Origin of the sequence: Nonomuraea sp. H19, assembly GCF_052068215.1 — a bacterium.
Taxonomy (GTDB): Bacteria; Actinomycetota; Actinomycetes; order Streptosporangiales; family Streptosporangiaceae; genus Nonomuraea.
On the sequence record NZ_JBQHCV010000067.1, the window covers coordinates 1 to 19,559 of the forward strand.

Here is a 19,559-nt window from a genome sequence, read left to right on the forward strand (position 1 = left end):
CCACCAGCCTTGAATATATACCGGATATTAAAGATTGCATGCGACGCATTTGATGTCGACGTGTCCGTGTCCGAGTTAACGTCCGGGGAGATGGTGTGCGGGTGATCTAGCCATGGGCGGGTAGCGGTGAGATCCACATGACAAGAGACGGCCACTCCGTGATCCTTGCCCGGGGCCCGGTGGGAAACAGGGAATCTAACTCGACTTTGGCCATCTCTGCGATCTTGAAGCTGAGCTTGTCACTTAAGTCCTGATCTTCGCATATAGCCTATTTAATGCGTATGGGGATGTATCGCGCATAGCGGTCCGTGGCTTCAGGCCACCCGATTGCCCGCCGCATGCGGATGAGATCGTCGAGCGCGGAGTCGCGGACCGTGAAGCCGGATCAGGGCGCCGATCGGTGAGGATTGCCGGCCCGCGCCTGCGGGTCTGTCGTCTGAGCTCCCCCGCCGCGCTGATGGATGTGCTCACCCGGCGGATCTTGGCGCGGGGGGTCGTCAGACGGCGGTTGGTGTTCTTGCCGCCTTCACGAAGTCGGCTGCGCGGGCCGGGTCCACGGCGTTCCAGGTGTGACCGTCGATCTGTTCGCCGCCTGCGCGCGGGCCCTGCGGGCGAGTTCGCGGTAGGTGGCCGAACGCCACGATTCGGCAGGCTGGGCGGGTTCATCCACCACGGCCACGCGGTCTGGGTATACCGATTCCGCGCGGTCAAGGAAGTCGCGGTCACCGAGGTCATAGAACATGTGCGGATCCCTTCGTGTCAGCGGGCAGCGCGGCCGTGAAGCGGTGATGACCCGGCCGGATGATGCCCCGGTCGCAGGGGGCCGCCCCCAACAAGGTGGGTGGTCAGCGCAGCAGGACGGCGTCGGCGCTCGGTTGACCGGCTGCACCCGGTTCGTCACGTCGAGCTTGCGTATCGCGTGCTTGAAGTAGAACTTAACGGTGTTGGGCAGCAGGCGCAGCCAGGCGGAGACCTCGTTGTTGGTGCAGCCTGCGCAGCCGGTGCAGAGCGTCATGACGGACATTCGACGACCCGACGGCTCATTCGCCTGATGCGATGGTGAGCAATGCTTCGAGTTCGTCACGGTGTTTCTGTGGCTGGATACCATGTCGCCTGGTCCAGTCGTCGGAGTAGTAGGTGTCGCCGTAACGGTCCCCGCCGTCGCAGATCAAAGTGACGACGCTGCCGCGCAGGCCGATGTCCCGCATTTCCCGAGCCAGCCGCACGGCGGCCCAGACGTTGGTCCCGGTCGAGGCCCCAACGGGCTGACGGAGCAGGGCGGACGTCACGTGCATCGCGGCGATGCTGGCATCGTCGGGCACCGCCACCATGTCGTCGATGACGCTGGGCATGAAGGATGGTGGTGTCCAAGGTGGTCCGATGCCCTCGATGCGCGACCCGGTGCCCACCGATCTCGGCTCCTGGTGGCGCCACACGTCCAGCAGCGCCGAGCCTTCCGGGTCGGCGACACAGAGGCTGGTCGGGTGGCCCTGGTAGCGCAGGTACCGACCGATCACCGTGGCTGTTCCGCCGGTGCCGGCGCTGGTGACCATCCAGCGGGGGACTGGGTAACGTTCAGTCCGCAACTGCCGGAGGATGGAGGACGCTATGTTGTGGCCGCGCCAGTCCAGCACCCGTTCGGCGTTGACGAATTGGTCCATGAAGTGCGCGTCCGCAGTCTTGGCGAGTTGACGTGCGTCGTCGATGACGTGGTCGAGCCTGGCCGCGAGGTGGCAGGTTGCGCCGGATCGTTCGAGAAGTTCGCGCTTTGCCGAGGTCGTCGATGCCGGTATGACGGCGACGAACGGGAGATTCAACTCTTGGGCGAAGTAGGCTTCACTGATCGCGGTGGACCCTGCGGAGGCTTCGACGACAGTCGTTCCCTCGTGGATCTGGCCGCTGACAATGGCATCCAGAAACAGCGACCGAGCCAGGCGGTGTTTGACGCTGCCGGTTGGCTGTTGTGATTCGTCCTTGAGGTAGAGGTCGACGTGCCAGTCCCTTGGCAGCGGGAACTTGCGCAGCGGCGTCTCAGCCGTGTCCAGTTCGTCCGCGCGAAGGCGGGCGATCGCCGTCCTTGACCAGTCGCTTGTCATGACTCGTTGCGAGCCAGGTCGGTGGGGAGGGACGCCGGGACGTTACCGGCCTCCAATGCCCCGCGAGTCTCCGGACCACGCAGTGCGAAGACCAGGAAGACGGCTGCGCACAGGGCCACACCAACAACTAGTCTGCCGGGTATGTCCGACACCGTCGGGCTGAGCAGTGGGACGGCGGTTGTCATCAGCCCGCCGAGCGCGAACCCGACGTTGTACACCAGTGCCGCGCCGGTAGCCCGGATGGCAGTCGGGAACCGTTCGGCAAGGAAGACCTGCAGCGGCGCGCTTGTGCCGTTGGCGATGAGGCAGAGGAGCGCGCAGTAGGCGACGAGCTCACCGAAGTCGGAGGCTGGGATCTTTGAGATCAGGTAGACTAGGCCAGGGATGGCGACGAGGTCGGTGACACCCATGGCGATGAGGACGGGACGTCGGCCGAAGCGCTCACTGGCATGTCCGACCAGTGCCGAAGTGGGCACGATGAGAGCTCCCGCGACGACGAGCACCACTGCCGTTTGCGCGCCGGAGACCTGGTTGATCTGCCCGAGGAATGTGGGCAGGAAACCGATGGTGAGGTACCAGACGCCCGCAGCCCCGAAGACCATTCCGAGGCTGGTCAGTGTTGCCCTGCGGTGCTTGCGGCCGAGAAGATCCCGGGCCTTCGCGCGCACTTGCGAGCGGTTGGCGTCCTGTGCTGCCCACATCGGCGACTCCTCCGCACGGAGGGTGATGGCTAGACTGATCAGCGACGCGAGCAGACCGCTGAAGAACATGACCCGCCAGCCCCACGCGGCGAACGCGTCGCCGGGAAACAGGGCCGACGTCAGGAACAGCATCCCGGCTGCCATCATGGTTCCGATTCCGCCTGCACTGATGATCAACCCCGAGAGCAGGCCACGCCACCGTTGCGGGACCGACTCGGTGCCGAGCGTGTGAGTCGATGCGACGACGCCTCCGACGAACAAGCCCTGCAGCAGCCGAAGCATCAGGAACAGCGTCGGTCCGACCGCACCAGCGGCCGCGTACGTGGGCAAAGCGCCCATCGCCGCGGTCGCCACGCCGACGCCCATGATGCTTACGAGCATCGTTCGCCGCCGGCCGAGGCGGTCGGCGAAACGACCGCAGGCGATGCCGCCGAAGGGCCGCGCGAGCAGGCTGACGGCGAACGAGGCGAACGTCGCTGCCAGCGCAAGTGTCGGAGCCGCCGCGGGGAACAGCACACGGCTGACGGTTGGTGCGACGAACAGGAGAATCGTCAGGTCGAACAGATCGAAGGAGAATCCGAGGATCGACGCCGCGCCAGCGGCGACGGGCCTTCTACTGGTATGGGCGGAGTCCTTGTCGTGAGGAGAGGACATGATTGAGCTCCTTGGGATGGAACCACTCGGGGACTTGGGCGGTCCTGTGTGTCAGGACATCGCATAGAGCGCGCGGGCGAGGGCGATCTCGCGCTGGAAGGTGTCATGGACGTGGATGTCGGCGACACCGAATCTGCCCCCCTGTCGCACGATCCGGGCGGCAACTCGCAGGTCGACGTCAGGGTTCGCGGGACGGAGGTAGTCGACGCGGATGTCAACTGTCGGCCGACCCGTTCCGGTTCGGGTAACGAAGGCCAGGTCTCCCGCCAGGTCGGCAGCCGCGGCGATGATGCCGCCGTGGACATAGGAGGGAGCCCCATTGACGACATGCTCGGGTCTGACCGACAGATGCAATATCACCTCTCCGTCATCCGCGCGGACGATCTCAAGCCCGAGCCAGCGGTGGAATGCTGAGGAATGCAGCACGCTCTCCACGGCTGCGATGCGGGTGGGTTCGGATCCGTGGTCGCGTGCGTCGGCGCGGGTCATGGCTGCCGCCGTTGGTACGTTCGCTCAGCGAGCGCCCTCAGCGCCAACTTGTCGATCTTCCCCGTGCCATTCACCGGCAATCCGTCGTCCATCCGGATGATCTGCCGGGGATGCGCGTACGGCGCGCCTCGGTCTAGGCAGTGGCGGAGAATGTCACCTTCGGACAGGTCAGGGTCGGCGACGACGAACGCCACCGGAACCTGTCCCTTCAACGAATCGCTGGCTGGGACGACGGCGACTTGGGCGACGCCCGGCAGAGCTGAGATGAGTTGCTCGACCTCGAGCGGGTATAGGTTCTCGCCTCCGACGATCATCATCTCGTCGCGGCGGCCCACGAGATAGTAGTAGCCGGCATTGTCGCGGCGCGCGAGGTCGCCGGTGCGGAGCCACCCGTCCGCGGTGATCCTGGCCTGCGTGATCTCGGGGAGGCCGACGTAGCCGCGGGTAACTCCTGGGCTGCGCACCCAGAGCTCGCCGATCGAGCCGACAGCCGAATCTGATCCGTCGTCCGCCACGACTCGGACCTCACATCCCGGAACGGGCCGCCCCGGACTCCCCCGCCGCCAGCCGTCGAAGGTGCTGATGAGCACCATTGGGCCGCCTTCGGTGAGCCCGTAGCACTCGAGGACTGGCGCGCGCAATGCGTCAGTGATCCGTCGCGCGCTCTCTTCCGTGAGTGGCGCCGATCCGCACACGACGAACCGGAGTGAGGAGACGTCGTGTTCCTGGTAGGCGTGGCTGGTGAGCAACATCTCGTACGTGGCCGGAACGCCGGTGGTGTAGGTGCATCGGTTCCGCTCTATCTCCGCGGGGATGCTGGTGGGTGAGGGATCAGAGGGGATCGCGATCGTCGCTCCGGCGAGCAGGCACGGCTTGACCACGCAGATCATCGCGTTCTTGTGGTAAAGCGGCGCGGCCACAAGGCCGCAGTCATCGGGGGTGATCTTCCAGGCATCGCGGACGGTCCGGGTGTTCCACAGCTGGCCGCCATGGGTCAGCTCACAACCTTTGGGACGCCCGGTGGAACCCGATGTGTACAGCTGCATGCACACCGCGTCTAGTTCGACGGGGACGATCGGGACGATCGGGAGCTCCGCCGCGTCGAACCGCTCTGAAAGGTCACCGCGCCGCAGGATCCAGTCGTCGCGTTCGGCCGTGGTCAGCAAGACGGAGGTTGCACCGGTCTCGGTCAGTAGTGCTGTTGCGTCAGCTGCTACCGTCTCGTGCGCGACGAGCACGGCGGGCGCCGCATCAGTGAGCACATGGGCCATCGCGGAACGGGACGACCTGCTGTTGAGTGGTACGGCGACGGCACCGAGTCGCATAATTGCGAACAGGCTCTCAAGATAACGGTGGTCGTTCGGGAACAGCAGCGCCACCCGGTCACCTGAGGCGACGCCCGCGCGTCGCAGCGCCGCCATCGTCCGGCCCGTGCGTTCGTCGAAGTCGTGGTAAGTGAATACAAGATCGGCCTGCCGGATGGCCGGGCGTTGCGGATGCTCGCGTACCGCGTCGCGGATGAGCGCCCAACCGAGGTTGTTCTCCACAGAGTGGTGTTGCGATGCTGTGGACCCGTCGCGTCGTATGGTGCGGGACTCCGTATTCATGGTGTGACCATCACCTTGCCGAAGGCGAGCCGCTCCTCAAGCCGACGCTCTGCCTCCTGAACCTCGTCGAGCGGCAGGACGCTGTCGATGACAGGATTGAGCTTCTTAGTGCGGACCATGTTGAGCAGGTGCTCCAGGTCGCTGCGCCGCCAGGCGTTGCTGCCGACGATGTCGATTTCCCGTACCCACACGAACGGTTGGTGCATCGTGACGTCGTAGCCGCTGGTGGCGCCGCAGGTGAGGACGCGTCCGCCGGGGCGGGTGGCTCGGATGGAACCCGCCCAGGTGTCGGCCCCGGTGAAGTCGACAACCACGTCCGCGCCGTGGCGGCCGGTCTCGGCCCAGATGCGTGCGCTGAAGTCCTCTCTGGTGGTGTTGACGAGGACGTCTGCGCCAATCTCGGCGAGCCATTCGAGTTTGGCGTCGGTGCTCGCGCAGGCGATGACTTTGCAGCCGAGTGCCTTGGCGATGAGCACGACCGCGTTGCCGACACCTCCGGAGGCTCCGAGCACGGCGACGACCTCGCCCGCTTGAACGCGCCCGCGGGTGACGAGCATGCGGTTGGCGGTGCCGTAGGCGATAGGAAGCGCGGCAGCCGTCTGGTAGTCGACATCGTCGGGGAGCGTGATGCAGTTCGCGGCGGGCACGACGGCGATCTCAGCGAGGCCGCCCGGCAGGTCCTCCCCGATCGCCTCGTGTCCAACCAACGGATCGACGAGGACTCGCTCGCCCGAACGCAGGTGTGTCACCTCCGATCCCACACTGAGCACCTCGCCAGCGATGTCGCCTCCGGAGATGTGCGGGAGCTGGACGTGCTTCCCAGCCACGCCGCGGCGCACGAAGATGTCCAGATGGTTCAGGGCGCAGGCACGGACGCGGATCAGGGCGTCGGTCGGGCCGGCAACTGGGGCGGGATGCTCTGCGACGATCCGGCAGTCGGGGCCGCCTCTGGCCACGATGAGGGCTGCCTTCATTGGTCTTCCTCCGGTTGGGGTTGGAAGTGGACGGCGAGCTCGAGGTCTCCGAAGATTTCGGGCGGTAGGGCCCAGCGATCTTCTGTGTCGCCTATCAGCGTGAGTGCGGTGAGACCCGCCGGGTTGTCATGAGTGCCGTGGTGTCCTCGGCATTGAGTCGATTTGCACGGTTTCGCCGTCGCGTGACCGTCCAGTACGGAGATAAGCACGTCGCGGTACCACTCGTATACCGCCGATCGCTCGGGCAGGTGAACGTGTAGTGCTTCAATGCCACGCGTCGAATTGGGGTGGCGGACGGGTCGGTGCGGGACCGATTGTGGGTGCCAGCGGATGAAGAATGGGGACGGTCCGCGGAGCCGCGGCGTTCCGGGGAACGCGAGGTCCCACATCAGGGTGGTCCCGGACGGCGACGTGCGGGTCACGTCCTGCCATACCGTCCAGCCGGCGGTGAGGTCGGCGAGGCGTCTGGTCACATGGGCCTCGGTCAGGCGAAGACAGAACCCGAGCAGGCCGCCCGCACGTTGCTCAAGGAAGCGCAGCAGGTCTGCACCGAGTGGGTTGGCTGCAGCCACGGCTGGGTCGTGCGGTGTGATCAGCTCGACGTAGGCGTCCGCCCACTGGACGAGTGCGTTGCGCGTTCCGAGCGTCGGATGGCACCCGCCATCCGCAACGACGAACCCGAGGTCACGCAGGCATGTCGTCGCACGCTGAAGATCAGGCACCGCGACGAGCACGTGGTCGATGGGCGGCGTCGCCGAAGGGTCTCCGGACAGCCGGACCGCGACGTGGTCGCAGGCTCCGGTCGGCGGCGTCACGACGACGCACGACCTCGGCCGGAGAGCGGGATCGTCACCGGGCTGGCCAGAAGCGCCTCGATGATCGTCTCCCGGGACAGCCGGACGTGTTCAGCGGCCACTCGGCCGGCAGCTTCGACATCTCCGCTGCTGATGCTGGCAGCCAACGCTTGGTGCTGGTCCATCAGCTCGCCGACGCGGGGGCTGGTGGGAACACCGAGCCAGAGCAGCCGGTCGGAGCGCTGTACGAGGTCGTCGATCATCGTCACGAGGAGCCGGTTGCCGCTCATCTGTGCGATCTCGCCGTGGAACTCGACGTTGGCGTCGAGCAGTTCGTCCGGCTCATCTCCGTGGCTGAAGGGCACATCCGCCAGCCGGCGGAGCTTCGTGATGCTCGCAGCATCCGCATCTGGTCTCGCTGCGGCGAGTCGGGCTGCCTCGCTTTCTATCAGAGCCCGTACCGCGAAGACCTCGGTCACGTCACGGATGGTGATCTCGGTGACGCAGTAGCCCGACCTGGGAACAGCGGTCACCAGCCCCTCACCCTGCAAGCGGGCCAGGGCCTCCCGGATCGGTGTCTTGCCGAGCTCGAGGTCGCGACTCATCGCCGCCTCGCTGAACGACGCTCCCGGAGGGAGCTCTCCCCGAACGATCCGCTTCTTGATCAGTCGGTACGCCTGCTCGACGAGCCGAGGCGAGTTCAACGAGCTGCCTGTACCTCTGCGGCCCTCGCCAACGATTTCCATACCTGATCACCTAACACGCTAGATTGATGAACTGGCATGCCAGTCTGCGCCCGACATTTCACCTTTGTCAATGGTCGACGCGACGGTCGACGTCGTGGCCGCCGAGTTGCTTGGGGGACCTGTACAGCAAGGTGCCAACCCCTGCGGCTGCCACAGAAGAGCCGACCATCGCACGGCGCGAAAGGGGGATTTCGAAGCGGCAGACTTTGACGACGCCGATGTCCAGCAGCATGAGATCAGCAGGGTTGATGCCGCAGTGAAGCACCCCGGCCGCATGCGCGGCGGCCAGCGCGTCGGCGACCTGAGCCCCGTAACCCAGGGCTCGTCGATCGGCAGGCCACCAAAGCACTCGTCCACAACCGTCCCAGCCTGGCATGCCAGTCGGAGGCACCATCTTCACCCTCGACAGCCCATGTGCGACCAGCCCACGCAGAAGTGCCGGCCATCCCGCGCCGTTCTTCGACACCACATCGACGCCGAGGAACTCAACATGCCCATCGGCACCCACGCCGGTGGGGATCAGCACGTGCACCGTCACCGTCCGGCCGTCAGAGGGCGTTTGATTTGAGTGGATTGCGGCTTATACCTAGTACGTGCCTTGCCAGGTTGGGGTGGTCTCGTCCATTGAGGTGTTTTCATCCTCGTGGCGGCGGTCCGCTGATCACAGCATGAGCGCGAGCTCGGCGTTCGGCTGACGAAGCAAGGAACCCCTGGTAGACGGGTTGATCACCACAACCATCACCGTCGCAACCAGGGGCTCCGGATGCTGTTCTATCGCGCCGCCGTCGATTTGTCGCGTGCAACGCTGAACTACGTCGCCGGAGTGATCCGCCGGCACCGCAAGGCGATCGGGTCGGCCTGGCGGCTGCTCAACGCGGGGCAGCAGGCGTTGCTGGCGCTGGTCTACCTGCGCAAGGGCGAGACGTTCACCGAGCTCGGAGCCGGGTTCGGGGTGTCGACGGCGACCGCGTGGCGGTATGTAGAGGAGACGGTCGCGCTGCTGTCTGCCCGCTCACCCAAGCTCGGCCAAGCGCTACGCAAAGCGAAGCGGGACGGGCTGCACTACCTGGTCCTGGACGGCACGCTGATCCACACCGACCGGGTCAAGGCCGACCGGCCGTACTTCTCCGGCAAGCACCGCGTGCATGGGATGAACGTGCAGGTCATCGCCTCACCGGACGGGACGATCCTGTGGACCTCCGGAGCGCTGCCCGGCAAAGCCCACGACCTGAGCCCCGCCCGCATCTGGGGCATCCTGCGGGCGCTGGAGCAGGCCGGAATCATCACCCTGGCCGACAAGGCGTATCAGGGAGCCGAGGGCCCGGTCCTCACCCCGTACAAGGGCGACCCTGCTGGCTAACTCGGGTTCAGACCGCGAGAGTCTGGTCGAGGCGGGCGAGGTGGCTGGTACGAGTGCGGTCGAGGGGGTGGCCGTTCCACCAGGCATCGAGCCGGGTGAGATTGAGAGCAGTAGCTGAGATGACGTGTTCGAGATGGACCTTGCGGAGTCCGCGATAGCGGGCTCGGCGGATGCCGGTGATGGCGACGGCTTGCCGGATAGTGCCCTCTACTCCGGCGCGGATCTTGTACTTGTGCTGCCAGTCTTGGCTGCTCTGCTGGGTGCGGGCGGCGTCGAGGGCTTGTTGCTGGGCTTGGGTGTGGCGCAGAGTGATCTGGCGCCGGCCGCTGGTGCTGCGGGTGCATGCGGTCCTGGCGGGACAGGGCGTGCAGGTCTTGGCGGAGAATCTGACCACGATGGTGTCCAGGCCGCGCTGGATGGTCGGAGTCCAGGAGATGCTGGTCTGTCCTTGGGGGCAGGTGGCCTGCTTGGCGGTCCAATCGATGGTGAACGCGGCCCGGCCGTATCCGGTAGCGGCGCGGGCCTGGGGTGAGGAATCGAACCGCACCGGTGCGACCAAGGCCAGCCCGTAAAGATCACGGGCTGAGACAATCAGCTCGGCCGTGGCGTATCCGGCATCGACATAGTGCTCGGCCGGAAGCAAGTCCCGCCGCTGGAGTCCTTGATGGATCGAGGCCGTCATGGCCATGTCCGCGATGGTCGCGTCGGTCGTCGCCACGTTCGTGATCAGGTTCGGCGGCGAGCCCGCGTCGCCGTCCTCACCGTTCCCGCTGGTGCCACAGGTTTCGCTGATGTGGACCTTGTAGCCGTTCCAAAACACGTCGGCTTTGGCCGACCAGCGGGTGTCTGGATCGTAGGGCGAGGCCAGCCGGTGTCTGCCGGGCGGCAGCCCCGCTCCGCCATCGCGCAGGGGCCGCCGCCGTTCGACCACCTCCCGCCCGCGGGCATCAACGGTCCGGACGAAGTTCTGGATCAACATCACGCGCAACGCCTGCACCGCGGGCAATTCCCGCAGCCAGGCAGGGGAGAACGGCGCATAGAGGGCCGCGCAGAGCGCATACCCGTCAGCGCCGTAGGCCCGCGCGAGCTGCTCCTGCGCGGTCTTGGAGGCCGGCAACCGCCAGGAGTCGACTCGTGCCCGATACCGATCTGCCCAGTCCGGCACCTCCAGCACCTGTTCCACCCAGCCGGGCGCGGCTGCGGCGAGGGCTTCCAAGGCGGCCCGCACGCATTCGCCGGCCAGCTCCACCCGGTTCAGGTCCCGCACCGCAGAGATCACATGCGTGGCATCAGTGCGCTGTTTCCCACCCGCTTTCACCAATCCTCTGGCCTGCAACTTCTCCAGCAGCAGGTCAAGGACCCGCTCCTCCAGCCCATGAGCGATCACCCGGGACCGGAACTCACTCAGCACACTCGCGTCGAACCCCGGATTGTCCAACTCCAGCCCCAGCGCGTACTTCCACGACAGATCCGTCCGGACCGCTTCAGCGGCCCGCCGATCGGTCAGGTTCTCCACCCGCTGCAGCACCGTGATCAACGCCAGGCGGCCCGGAGACCAGCCCGGCCGCCCCTCCGTCCCGAACGCGGTCACGAACTGCTCATCGGCGAACAACTCGCCCAGCTCATCCCGCACCCGAACCGGTAACGGCATCTCCCGCCGCCCCCGATACATCGCTCGGATCGCCTCCGCCACCAACGGCGACGGCTCCGGCCACGGACATGGCTGCACAGACACCGAAACACCCCAAACGCAGCCGGGATAAGGGAACGACGGCCACCCTTCATGATCCACCTGACCCAGCAGAACACGAACCACACCACGCGCGCCGCGAGTTAGCCAGCAGGGTCAAGGGCAAGAACAAGCCCGAGTCCCAGAAGCAGGCCAACCGCGCCCACGCCAAGCTCCGCGGACCCGGCGAACGAGCGAACGCCCAGCTGAAGAGCTGGAAGATCCTTCGCAAGCTACGCTGCAGCCCTTCCAAGGCCGGCCACCTCTGCAAGGCCATCGCCGTCCTTCAAAACTACCGCGTCGCATAGACCGTCTGAGGATGAAAAGGGGTCATTATGCGTTTGGTGAGGTTGTTGATCGACGCGATGTGGATCATGGCTTGAGAACTGGCTGCAAGGGTTTCATAATCACGGGTTAAACGGCGGTACAGCATGAGCCAGCCCAGGCTTCGTTCGACGACCCATCGGCGTTTGACGATTTGAAATCCGCGGACTTCGGTGTTTCTGGAGACGACTTCGACGTCGATACCTAGCTTGGCGCCATGTTCGATTGCGGCGTTTTTGAAGCCGGTATCGACCCAGGTTTTAGATATCGTTGGATAGTTGTTTTGGTCTGGTTGAGCAGTTGTACGCCGATGGCGTTGTCGGACAGGCTGGCGGCGGTGACCATGACGGCGAGGATGATACCGAGGGCGTCTGTGACAATGCCTCGTTGCGGCCGACGATCTTCTTCGCCGCATCGGTACTTTGGCTGGTCAGAGGTACGTTGGTGGAGGTTTTGACGCTCTGGGTGTCGATCACGCACGCGGTGGGTTCGGCTTTGCGGCCTTCTTTTACGCGGGCCAGGCCGGTCAGGTCGTGATTGATTTGTGCGAAGATTCCCTCATCGCGCCAGGCGGCGTAGTAGCCGTAGACGGTGCCGTGCGGTGGTAGGTCGTGGGGCAGGTATTTCCAGGCGATTCCCGTGCGGTTGACATAGAGGATGGCGTTGAAGACCTCCCGCAGTTCGACCGAGGTGGGCTCGCCGGTGGGGCGGCGAGCGAGGCGGGCCTGCCGCCAGGCGGTCAGGGTGGGCTCGATTAAGGCCCAGCGGGCGTCGGATATATCGCTGGGGTATGGCTTTCGCTCACTCATGACGGAACTTTTACCTGAGTTATACGATCGGCGGTGGCTCCTCGGCTGATAGGGAGTTTCCATCCCATCCTTAGACCAGACGGAATCCGAGCGGCATATGATAATAAAACGGACGCCATGATCGTCGCGCCCCGGCACGCGAATGCACTCCTATGGGGCGAAGTGCCATGAAAGCCTCAGCTCCCAAAGGGGACATATCGCCACCGAACCTAGACAAACGCCCTCTCACGCACCTTCTGCGTCAGGGCGTCGGTCCAACAGGACGCGAATGGCCCCTGGTGGAGCGGCGGACTGCGGAAGTCGGCCACGGTCACGTCGCCCTGTACACCACATCAGTGACGTGAACCCCGCAGTCCCCGCATGTCTGACTGGAAGCATCCCGCTGAAGCAACCGGAGCAGCGCGATCATCGTGTTCTCCAGACGCTCAGCGCCGCCGAGCAGGCCCGCGCCCAGGCCGAGACCGCCCGCGACCGTGCCGAGGAGCGTGAGCAGCAGGCCTGGCGACAGGTCGGCAAGCACCAGACCGCTCGCGCCCAAGCCGAGCAGCTCGCCGCTGATGCCGCTCACCGGCAGCATCAGGCTGAGCGCGACCGGGACGCCGCCCGCACCTGGGCCGAATCCCGCCCGCCCCGTATCCAGGACGAGCTCAGCCCCGCAGCGCGGGCATTCCTCGCCGCCTCGGACCGGCTGCGCCGCCACAGCCACCGCGCGCATCACCGAATTGGAACAGCAGGCCAGCGACCGGCAGCGCGAGCTCACCGATCTCCGCCGACGGCTGCAGGAGCAGGAAGGTCGGATCCGCGAAGTCGAACAGGAGTGCGAAAAAGCTCGCGGCGCCGCGGCAGCGCACGCCCAAGAGGGCCGACCGGCTCCGCGTGACGTTGACTGCCGAACAACAACGGCGAGAGCAGGCGGTCACCGCGGCGGCCGTGGCCGAGCAGGCCCGCGAGGCCGCCGTCCGAGCCCAAGCCAACGCGGCTGGTGAGGCGGATCGGCTGCGCGCCGAGCTCATCAACGCCACCCGTGCGCTGAAGGCCGCTCAGCACCAGCGCGAGGAGGCCGCCCTCGCACATGCTGCGGACGTGGTTGCGGTGCCGCGGGTCTGGTCCGGCCGAGGCCGGCCTCCAACCCGCACTGGCCTGCGCTACCCGGACACCGCCGTCAGCTTGGCTGAACACGTCCGGGCCGCCGGCCGCGACTCAGCGGTCACGCTCACCTGGCGCGAAGGCTCCAAGGGTGAGATGAGCTCGCAGTTCGTCTTCCTGCGCGTGCGCCCGGCCGGACACCGCATCGCCCGCGACAGCGACGGCACTCTGCCTGAGCGGTGGCTGATCGCGCAGTGGCCCGACGAGGAGAGCGAGCCGGTCAAGTACTGGCTGTCCAGCCTGCCTGCCGACACCGACCGAGCCGATCTGATCCGTCTGGGCAAGATCCGCTGGCGGATCGAGCACGACTACCGCGAGCTGAAGACCGGCCTGGGACTGGACCACTTCGAGGGCCGGTCTTGGACCGGCTGGCATCGCCACGTGACCCTCGTCACCGCCGCGCACCTGTTCATCACCATGCTGCGACTCGACCCAAAAGTGGCTGCGCCGGCCTGACCCTCTACAAGGTCATCCGCGAGTTACAACTGCTACTCGCGACCTGGACCGGCGCATGTCCCACCTGCCATCGAAGGCTGAAACCGTTACGCCGCAACAGCCATCACCAGACCTAACAAAGCACTACTAGGGCGTTCCGAGGAAGTCGATCGTGATGCCGAGGTCACGTCGTTCGGCCTCCCGGTAGGCCAGCCAACTAAGGGCGAGGTCCTGCCAAGGCAGGCCCACCGGGCCGTACACCGTGATCTGGGCGGGATCGGCGCGGCCCCGGTGGTCGCCGCGCAGGATCTCGCCGAGGGTGGCATGGGCTGCCACCGCGGGCAGGCCCGTCGCGGCGAGCATGCCCATGGCGGAGGCGAGCGCGCGATCGTCGACCGCGAGCACTGCGGCGGCCTGCAGAACGGAGCGCGAGAGTTCCTGCTTGCCCGGCTCGTCAACGCCCAGAGTGGTCAGGTGCTGACCAGGGCGGATGTCGGGAAGATCAAGGAGCGGCGTGCGGGACCAGGTGGCGAGGACCACGATGCCGGCCTCGGCGGCGACCACGGCCGCCCAGCCCGCGAGGCGCCCGCCATGACGGGCACGAAAGGCGGAGGCCCGCTCCGGTGACACGTCGTGGATGACCAGATCGCTCACGGGGCGCAGGCGCCGTAGTCCTGTCACTACCAGGTCCGCCTGCGCGCCCGCGCCGATGACGCCTACGACGGCGCTCTGCCGGGGGGCGAGGGCGTCGGTGCCGAGGGCGGCCGCCAGGCCCGTGCGCCAGGCGGTGATGGTCGCGCTGTCGAGCAGCGCGAGGACTTCGCCGTCCTGGCCGCTGTGCAGGCAGATGATGCCGCGCAGTGCCGGGCGGGCCGCCGGGAACTTGGCGTTGACCTTCACCGTGTACGCGTCGATCCCGGGCAGCAGGCCGGGGATCAGGGCGGTGGCCGTGCCGGGGAACGGCAGATCCGTCCGGATCCTCTGCCCCGCGAACGCCGCGCTGCCGTCCTGGACGAAACCGTCGCGCAGAATCTCGAGACAGGCGTCCGGATCGAGCAGGGTGAGCAGGTCACCGCGGGTGAGGATTCTGGTCATGCCGGTCATTATCCCAGGTGCGGTCTTCGGCTCGACGTGCAGGCACATCGCGATGCGGCGGCCGGTGAAGGCACGGCCGTGACGGCGGATGGTCGCGGCGAGCAGCGGCATGTGCCGCAGCGCCCACGCCGTGCCCTCATGGGCCACAGAAAGAGGCATGACGAAATCCCGCAGGAGAAGAGGAAAACAGGGGAAGCCGGACCGCCCTCGAGTGGGCGTGACCGCATCGTCAGCCGTGCAGGTCGCAGCGGTAGGAGTGGTCACCGAACACCGGCAGGCGCCGCGTCAGCGACGTGCATCCAGGTGCGGTGAGCATGGATCTAGTGTATTCGACTGCGGCCCCATCCCGGAGCTTCGTGTTCAGTCATACCCTCCGAACACGACCGAAATGGCGTTCCGCCGCTGGCCACAGCGCACGAAACCACGGTGATGCCGTCGCGTTGCACAAGGCGACGCCGCGCGGCGTCAGCCCATCTGGTGTCCGCTGCCCGCTGCTGTGCGGGTTCCCCCTGAACGACTCCCACCTGCTCGGCAAACTGACCAACTCCTCCGACACCGCCCGTGACGACCAGCACGAAGCATGGCGCGCGACTGCCTCCAGCCGCTCGCCGAGCACGGGTTGCTCCGCGACGACATGCGCGTCGATGAGATCGGCTACGCCTACCAGGCGACCTGGCCGACCACTGTCAGCGGGATCGTTTTAGAGGGCCGAAGAACGTGCGTATTTCGTCGGCGACCTGCTCAGGCTCTTCATGCGCCATGAAGTGACCGCCGCGTCCAGGCGTGCTCCAATGGCGCAGGTCGGAGCAGAGGCGTTCTGTCAGGCTCCTGGGGAGGTTCGCGTAGGCGGGCTCGTTGCTCAACGTAATCGCCGCCGGCACAGTGATAGGCGGTACAGGCTGATTGAGGGAGTAGTCGTAGTACTGGCGGAAGGACGAGCCGATCGTGCCAGTGGCCCAGTAGAGCGTGGCCACGGTCAGGATCGTATCCTTGTCCCAGCGGGTCTCCAAGTCGCCGCCGCAGTCGCTCCAGTCGCGGTACTTGTCGATGATCCAGGCGACGAGCCCCGCCGGTGAGTCCATCAGCGCCGCGGCGATCGTGTCCGGCCGGGTCCACATGATCTCGCTGTAACCCTGATCCTTCTCATCGTAGGCGGCAATGGCGTCGAGATAGGCCTGCTCCTCGGCGGTCGCCGGTTGCTTGCTGAAGTCGGTGGTGAGCACCGCGGATGTGACGTGGATCCCGGCCACCTCACCGGGATACAGCGCGCCGAGCCACTGCGTCACCCCGCCCCCGATGTCCCCGCCGAACGCCCCAAAGCGCTGGTAGCCGAGAGTTTCGGTCATGAGCGAATGCCAGATCTCGGCGACGCCCCTACGGGTGAACGGCCCTCTCGGCAGCTCGGAGAACAGGAAGCCGGGCAGCGACGGTATGACCACGTCGAAGGCGTCGGCGGGGTCAGCGGGGTCGGTCAGCAGCCGGGCGACCCGCAGCATCTCCATGAAGCTGCTCGGCCAGCCATGGGTCAGCACCAGCGGCAACGGCTCGGGGCCGCCTTCTGCACGGTTGCCGCGCAGGCGAACGAAGTGCACCCGCCGACCGGCAACCTCGGCAACGTAGTGCGGGAAGGCGTTGAGCGCCGCCTCGGCCTTACGCCAGTGGAAGCCATCGGCCCAGTAGGTGACGAGCTCGCGGAGATAGCCGGGATCGACCCCGGCCGCCCAGAAGACGGAGTCGGATGCGGTCGTGAAAAGGGTGCGATTCAGACGGGCCCGCAGATCGCCGAGCACGTCATCGGATACGGAAATGTGAAAAGCGTTGACTGTCATAATTCCTTCGATCAGGAGCATTCGACGCTCCCAAGCCCTTGGTCACACAGACACAGCGGCAAGGAGCGCCCGGGCAGCACACATCATGCTCATCGGGCTCACCTCCTTGCGTGGGGCAACTCGCATAAGCATATCCCCATGATCCTTGGAGAGGCACCTCTACCCTTGGCGCTCTCCCGATCGGCGAGCGCGTCACCGCGGCCTGCCGTATCTCACGATGAAAGCTCCTCATGGTCGCTGTCCTCGCCGAAGGAGCCCACGGGCAGCGCCAGCGCGGGCATCGGCAGCCCCGCCAGATGCGCGGCGGCGCCGTCGTCCTGAGGTGGCACCGGGACGGCCGGGTTCACCGGTGCGGTGCCCGGGCTCGGTATCGCCCGACCGGCGGCGGCCTCCAACTGGGCGGCCAGCGCGTCGCGGCGCCGTACCAGCCGCTCGATCCGCTGCGTCATTTGATCGAGCGCGTAACGGTAGGCCGCCAGCGACGCCGGGCACTCGTCACCGGAGGCGTGCCCGCTGGCAAGGCACTCCACGAAGGGCCTGGTCTCCTCCATCGACAGTCCCAGGTTGGTGAGCTCCTTGATCTCCTCCACCTGGCGGACCGCCACCGGATCGTAGTGGCGGTAGCCGTTGGGCAACCGTCGCGGCACCACCAGCCCGGCCTTCTCGTAATAGCGCAAGGCCCGCACCGTCACGTTGGTTCGGCGGGCCAGCTCTCCCACTAGAGCGTGTGTCCCTGTGCCGTCGAGCCTTGAGCGTGTGTCATCGAAGGTTGAGTGGTGTGGATCACTAAAGATCAGGACGCCGTGCCAGGAAGACGAACTCTCTTCCTGGCCGATCAGGCGCATCGCGAACGTCCTCCACCACATACCCGTGGGCGACCAGATCCCTCTCGACCTCTTCTCGCTCTCGGAAACGCAACGTCGAGTCCGACGTCAGCACCTGTCCGTCGGCAGCGAAAACGTAGGTCCAGCGGAATTTCACCAGAGGCAGGCTCACCTCGATCAGCTGGACCCAGCTCTCGACGGAGCCGACACCTGGGATCTCCGTCACGCGGTAGGAGAGCTCGCGCGTCCACTCTTCCCAGGCGCGTCGGGCCGGATCGCGGGTCTCGAAGACCAGATGCCCTCCAGGCCGCAGTGCTTCGTAGGCTCCCCGCAGCGTCTTCTGCCATACCTGTGGATCAGCGACGGCCTGGGCAACGTTCGCCGTCATCGTTGCCAGATCGACCTGTAGCGACGGGAGGTCTGTCGCGTCACCGCAGATCCAGCGCACTCGCTCACTGCCCGGTTTGGCGTGAGCGACGTCGATGGATGCCAGAGCGGGATCGACACCGACGACCTCGATCCCGCGGTCGGCCAGAAGAAGCGCGAACACCCCTGTGCCGCAGCCGATGTCCAGTACTCGGCGCGCTTTGAACTCTTCCGCTATCTGGAGGTAGGCATCAAGATCACTGCGGTCGGGGTCGAGCGGATCGTAGATCACGGCGAGCCGTGGATGCCCGAAGCATTCGTCAGCCATACGGCCGAACGTATGCGGAGCCAAGACCGAACGGCTACTGAGTTTCGAGGCGGGAGCGGCGCTGCATCGCGGTCAAGTCCTGGCAGATTCAAAGCCGCATATGAGCAGTGATGCCCATCAGGCCAGGAGCCCCAGGGTTTCGTGCGCTTCCCAGGCCGTCAGATGCCGTTCGGGGTTGGGTTTCCTCCTGCGCGAACTGGTTGATCAGCTCGGCGAGGGCCGCGCACGAGGCGGTCTCGGCCCATCATGGCAACAATTACCTGCCGCTGCTGGAGGCGCACTACCGCTCGCACCGATCAGCCCTGTTCACCCTGGTGGAGTCGATCGACCTGGAGCCGACCAACGCCGAACGCAGCGTTCTGGACGCGGTGGAGTACGTGATGGCTCAGCGCGGCGCCCGTTCCGCGTTCGTCCCCGAACGCCTCACCGTGGAGCGGCAAGGCCCTGATGGTGCCTCGGTGACCGTGACGCTGTCGGTGGCTGTCGACACGTTCGCTTCGGGGACGTGGCCGCCGCCCTGGTGCGCACCGTCAAAAACGTGGTTGACCGGATCGAGAACTTCCATGAGCTCAAGGGCCGCCGCCACCGTGAACCGGCCCTCGGGTTCACGCCCACGCCCGCCCGGCCCGCGACCGCGCCGTCATCTACCTGTTGTTCGGCACCGGCCTGCGCCGCGCCGAGCTGGTCGGCCTCGACCTGGACCAACTGGAGCCCGCCGACCCGGCCCGGCTGCGCCAGGCCAAGAAGGCCCGCCTGACCGGCGTTCGAGGCAAGGGCCGCAGCAGCCGCACTGTATTCCTCGGCCACGACGCCCGCCAGGCCCTGGCCGACTACCTGCAGCTGGAACGGCCCGGCGATGCGGCCGTTGCCAGCACCGCCTCGGCCGCGCTGTTCCTCGTCGCCGCCTCCAGCGCAGCCCGCCGTCCTGACGGCCGCATGTCCCCCGGTCAATCAACACCATCGTCGGTGAGATCGGCCGACTGCACGACGCTCAGATGCCCGACCCTGACCGCAAGCTCGGCACCCTACGCCCGTATGACGCCCGCCACACCTTCGCCTTCGCCCTGTCGCAGACCTCCGGCCACAACTGCGCCGAACTCGAATGCCGCCTCGGCCACGCCAAGGACCGATACCTGCGGCTCTACACCAATCCGCCCGACGACATCGCGGCCAGCTAGCGTCGGACCGTACGGCACCATGCGGGAAAGCGATCGGGCGGTTGGGAGAAGTTCAGGTGAGTGTCGCCGATCCCC

15 protein-coding genes and 7 pseudogenes are annotated in these 19,559 nt (G+C 66.4%); 5 read left to right on the forward strand and 17 right to left on the reverse strand.

From position 1 onward, the window contains the following. Positions 1-526: 526 nt before the first annotated feature. From ACTMTI_RS55425 to ACTMTI_RS55470, 10 genes and pseudogenes are all read right to left on the reverse strand, one after another. Complete coding sequence (locus ACTMTI_RS55425) at positions 527-1,108, reverse strand: helix-turn-helix domain-containing protein (RefSeq protein ID WP_441129154.1); 582 nt, start codon at positions 1,106-1,108, stop codon at positions 527-529. After that, positions 1,041-2,096: a PLP-dependent cysteine synthase family protein gene (locus ACTMTI_RS55430; protein WP_441129155.1), complete on the reverse strand. Its 1,056-nt coding sequence runs from the start codon at positions 2,094-2,096 to the stop codon at positions 1,041-1,043. Before ACTMTI_RS55430 ends, ACTMTI_RS55425 begins: the two co-directional genes overlap by 68 nt. Continuing rightward, positions 2,093-3,451 (reverse strand): MFS transporter, encoded by a 1,359-nt coding sequence (locus tag ACTMTI_RS55435; RefSeq protein ID WP_441129156.1) that lies wholly within the window; start codon positions 3,449-3,451, stop codon positions 2,093-2,095. Before ACTMTI_RS55435 ends, ACTMTI_RS55430 begins: the two co-directional genes overlap by 4 nt. 51 nt (positions 3,452-3,502) lie before the next feature. After that, positions 3,503-3,940, reverse strand: a complete 438-nt coding sequence (locus ACTMTI_RS55440) for a PaaI family thioesterase (RefSeq protein WP_441129157.1) — start codon at positions 3,938-3,940, stop codon at positions 3,503-3,505. Next, positions 3,937-5,487, reverse strand: a complete 1,551-nt coding sequence (locus ACTMTI_RS55445; RefSeq protein WP_441129158.1) for a class I adenylate-forming enzyme family protein — start codon at positions 5,485-5,487, stop codon at positions 3,937-3,939. Before ACTMTI_RS55445 ends, ACTMTI_RS55440 begins: the two co-directional genes overlap by 4 nt. 56 nt (positions 5,488-5,543) lie before the next feature. Next, positions 5,544-6,521, reverse strand: a complete 978-nt coding sequence (locus ACTMTI_RS55450) for a zinc-binding dehydrogenase (RefSeq protein ID WP_441129159.1) — start codon at positions 6,519-6,521, stop codon at positions 5,544-5,546. After that, positions 6,518-7,336, reverse strand: coding sequence for a VOC family protein (locus tag ACTMTI_RS55455; RefSeq protein ID WP_441129160.1), 819 nt, complete (start codon positions 7,334-7,336; stop codon positions 6,518-6,520). The genes ACTMTI_RS55450 and ACTMTI_RS55455 overlap by 4 nt, the downstream gene beginning before the upstream one ends. After that, entirely contained in the window at positions 7,333-7,794 is a 462-nt protein-coding gene (locus ACTMTI_RS55460) for a GntR family transcriptional regulator (protein WP_441129168.1), read from the reverse strand. The genes ACTMTI_RS55455 and ACTMTI_RS55460 overlap by 4 nt, the downstream gene beginning before the upstream one ends. Before the next feature lie 33 nt (positions 7,795-7,827). Further along, positions 7,828-8,061: pseudogene (locus tag ACTMTI_RS55465) on the reverse strand (GntR family transcriptional regulator); the annotation flags it as partial. A gap of 388 nt (positions 8,062-8,449) precedes the next feature. After that, positions 8,450-8,608 (reverse strand): annotated as a pseudogene (locus ACTMTI_RS55470) (transposase); the annotation flags it as partial. Between the two features lie 216 nt (positions 8,609-8,824). On the opposite strand from ACTMTI_RS55470, the pseudogene ACTMTI_RS55475 reads away from it, so the two are divergent. After that, positions 8,825-9,406 (forward strand): annotated as a pseudogene (locus tag ACTMTI_RS55475) (transposase family protein); the annotation flags it as partial. 22 nt (positions 9,407-9,428) lie between these two features. Here ACTMTI_RS55475 and ACTMTI_RS55480 read toward each other — a convergent pair. Continuing rightward, on the reverse strand, positions 9,429-11,072 hold the full coding sequence (locus tag ACTMTI_RS55480) for an IS1182 family transposase (protein ID WP_441129161.1): 1,644 nt from the start codon (positions 11,070-11,072) through the stop codon (positions 9,429-9,431). Between the two features lie 107 nt (positions 11,073-11,179). On the opposite strand from ACTMTI_RS55480, the pseudogene ACTMTI_RS55485 reads away from it, so the two are divergent. Continuing rightward, positions 11,180-11,458 (forward strand): annotated as a pseudogene (locus ACTMTI_RS55485) (transposase family protein); the annotation flags it as partial. Here the strand turns inward: ACTMTI_RS55485 and ACTMTI_RS55490 are convergent. After that, positions 11,443-12,283: pseudogene (locus ACTMTI_RS55490) on the reverse strand (IS5 family transposase). The pseudogenes ACTMTI_RS55485 and ACTMTI_RS55490 overlap by 16 nt on opposite strands. A 310-nt stretch (positions 12,284-12,593) precedes the next feature. Beyond that, positions 12,594-12,998, reverse strand: a complete 405-nt coding sequence (locus tag ACTMTI_RS55495; RefSeq protein ID WP_441129162.1) for a hypothetical protein — start codon at positions 12,996-12,998, stop codon at positions 12,594-12,596. A 347-nt stretch (positions 12,999-13,345) separates the two neighbouring features. Here ACTMTI_RS55495 and ACTMTI_RS55500 point away from each other — a divergent pair. Beyond that, a pseudogene (locus ACTMTI_RS55500) lies at positions 13,346-13,885 on the forward strand (transposase); the annotation flags it as partial. Positions 13,886-14,011: 126 nt separating this feature from the next. On the opposite strand, the gene ACTMTI_RS55505 reads toward ACTMTI_RS55500, so the two are convergent. The 4 genes from ACTMTI_RS55505 to ACTMTI_RS55520 form a co-directional block, all read right to left on the reverse strand. Then, the gene (locus tag ACTMTI_RS55505; protein ID WP_441129163.1) at positions 14,012-15,118 is read right to left on the reverse strand and encodes an ornithine cyclodeaminase family protein; all 1,107 of its coding nucleotides are present in this window, start codon (positions 15,116-15,118) and stop codon (positions 14,012-14,014) included. A gap of 527 nt (positions 15,119-15,645) precedes the next feature. Beyond that, complete coding sequence (locus ACTMTI_RS55510) at positions 15,646-16,809, reverse strand: epoxide hydrolase family protein (protein WP_441129164.1); 1,164 nt, start codon at positions 16,807-16,809, stop codon at positions 15,646-15,648. A 191-nt stretch (positions 16,810-17,000) separates the two neighbouring features. After that, a complete protein-coding gene (locus ACTMTI_RS55515; protein ID WP_441129165.1) occupies positions 17,001-17,654 on the reverse strand; it encodes a MerR family transcriptional regulator in 654 nt (217 codons plus the stop codon). After that, the gene (locus ACTMTI_RS55520) at positions 17,575-18,306 is read right to left on the reverse strand and encodes a class I SAM-dependent methyltransferase (protein ID WP_441129166.1); all 732 of its coding nucleotides are present in this window, start codon (positions 18,304-18,306) and stop codon (positions 17,575-17,577) included. Before ACTMTI_RS55520 ends, ACTMTI_RS55515 begins: the two co-directional genes overlap by 80 nt. 627 nt (positions 18,307-18,933) lie before the next feature. On the opposite strand from ACTMTI_RS55520, the pseudogene ACTMTI_RS55525 reads away from it, so the two are divergent. After that, positions 18,934-19,191, forward strand: a pseudogene (locus tag ACTMTI_RS55525) (tyrosine-type recombinase/integrase); the annotation flags it as partial. A gap of 110 nt (positions 19,192-19,301) precedes the next feature. Beyond that, positions 19,302-19,484: a hypothetical protein gene (locus ACTMTI_RS55530; RefSeq protein ID WP_441129167.1), complete on the forward strand. Its 183-nt coding sequence runs from the start codon at positions 19,302-19,304 to the stop codon at positions 19,482-19,484. Positions 19,485-19,559: the final 75 nt, after the last annotated feature.

Bases quoted from the DNA above. Each gene is read 5' to 3' on its own strand.
- ACTMTI_RS55495 (WP_441129162.1), bottom strand. From the start codon at position 12,998: ATGCGCGCGGTGGCTGTGGCGGCGCAGCCGGTCCGAGGCGGCGAGGAA.
- ACTMTI_RS55530 (WP_441129167.1), top strand. From the start codon at position 19,302: ATGCCCGACCCTGACCGCAAGCTCGGCACCCTACGCCCGTATGACGCC.
- ACTMTI_RS55515 (WP_441129165.1), bottom strand. From the start codon at position 17,654: ATGTGGTGGAGGACGTTCGCGATGCGCCTGATCGGCCAGGAAGAGAGT.
- ACTMTI_RS55505 (WP_441129163.1), bottom strand. From the start codon at position 15,118: ATGCCTCTTTCTGTGGCCCATGAGGGCACGGCGTGGGCGCTGCGGCAC.
- ACTMTI_RS55480 (WP_441129161.1), bottom strand. From the start codon at position 11,072: ATGCCGTTACCGGTTCGGGTGCGGGATGAGCTGGGCGAGTTGTTCGCC.
- ACTMTI_RS55450 (WP_441129159.1), bottom strand. From the start codon at position 6,521: ATGAAGGCAGCCCTCATCGTGGCCAGAGGCGGCCCCGACTGCCGGATC.
- ACTMTI_RS55440 (WP_441129157.1), bottom strand. From the start codon at position 3,940: ATGACCCGCGCCGACGCACGCGACCACGGATCCGAACCCACCCGCATC.
- ACTMTI_RS55430 (WP_441129155.1), bottom strand. From the start codon at position 2,096: ATGACAAGCGACTGGTCAAGGACGGCGATCGCCCGCCTTCGCGCGGAC.
- ACTMTI_RS55435 (WP_441129156.1), bottom strand. From the start codon at position 3,451: ATGTCCTCTCCTCACGACAAGGACTCCGCCCATACCAGTAGAAGGCCC.
- ACTMTI_RS55520 (WP_441129166.1), bottom strand. From the start codon at position 18,306: ATGGCTGACGAATGCTTCGGGCATCCACGGCTCGCCGTGATCTACGAT.
- ACTMTI_RS55425 (WP_441129154.1), bottom strand. From the start codon at position 1,108: ATGGTATCCAGCCACAGAAACACCGTGACGAACTCGAAGCATTGCTCA.
- ACTMTI_RS55510 (WP_441129164.1), bottom strand. From the start codon at position 16,809: ATGCTCCTGATCGAAGGAATTATGACAGTCAACGCTTTTCACATTTCC.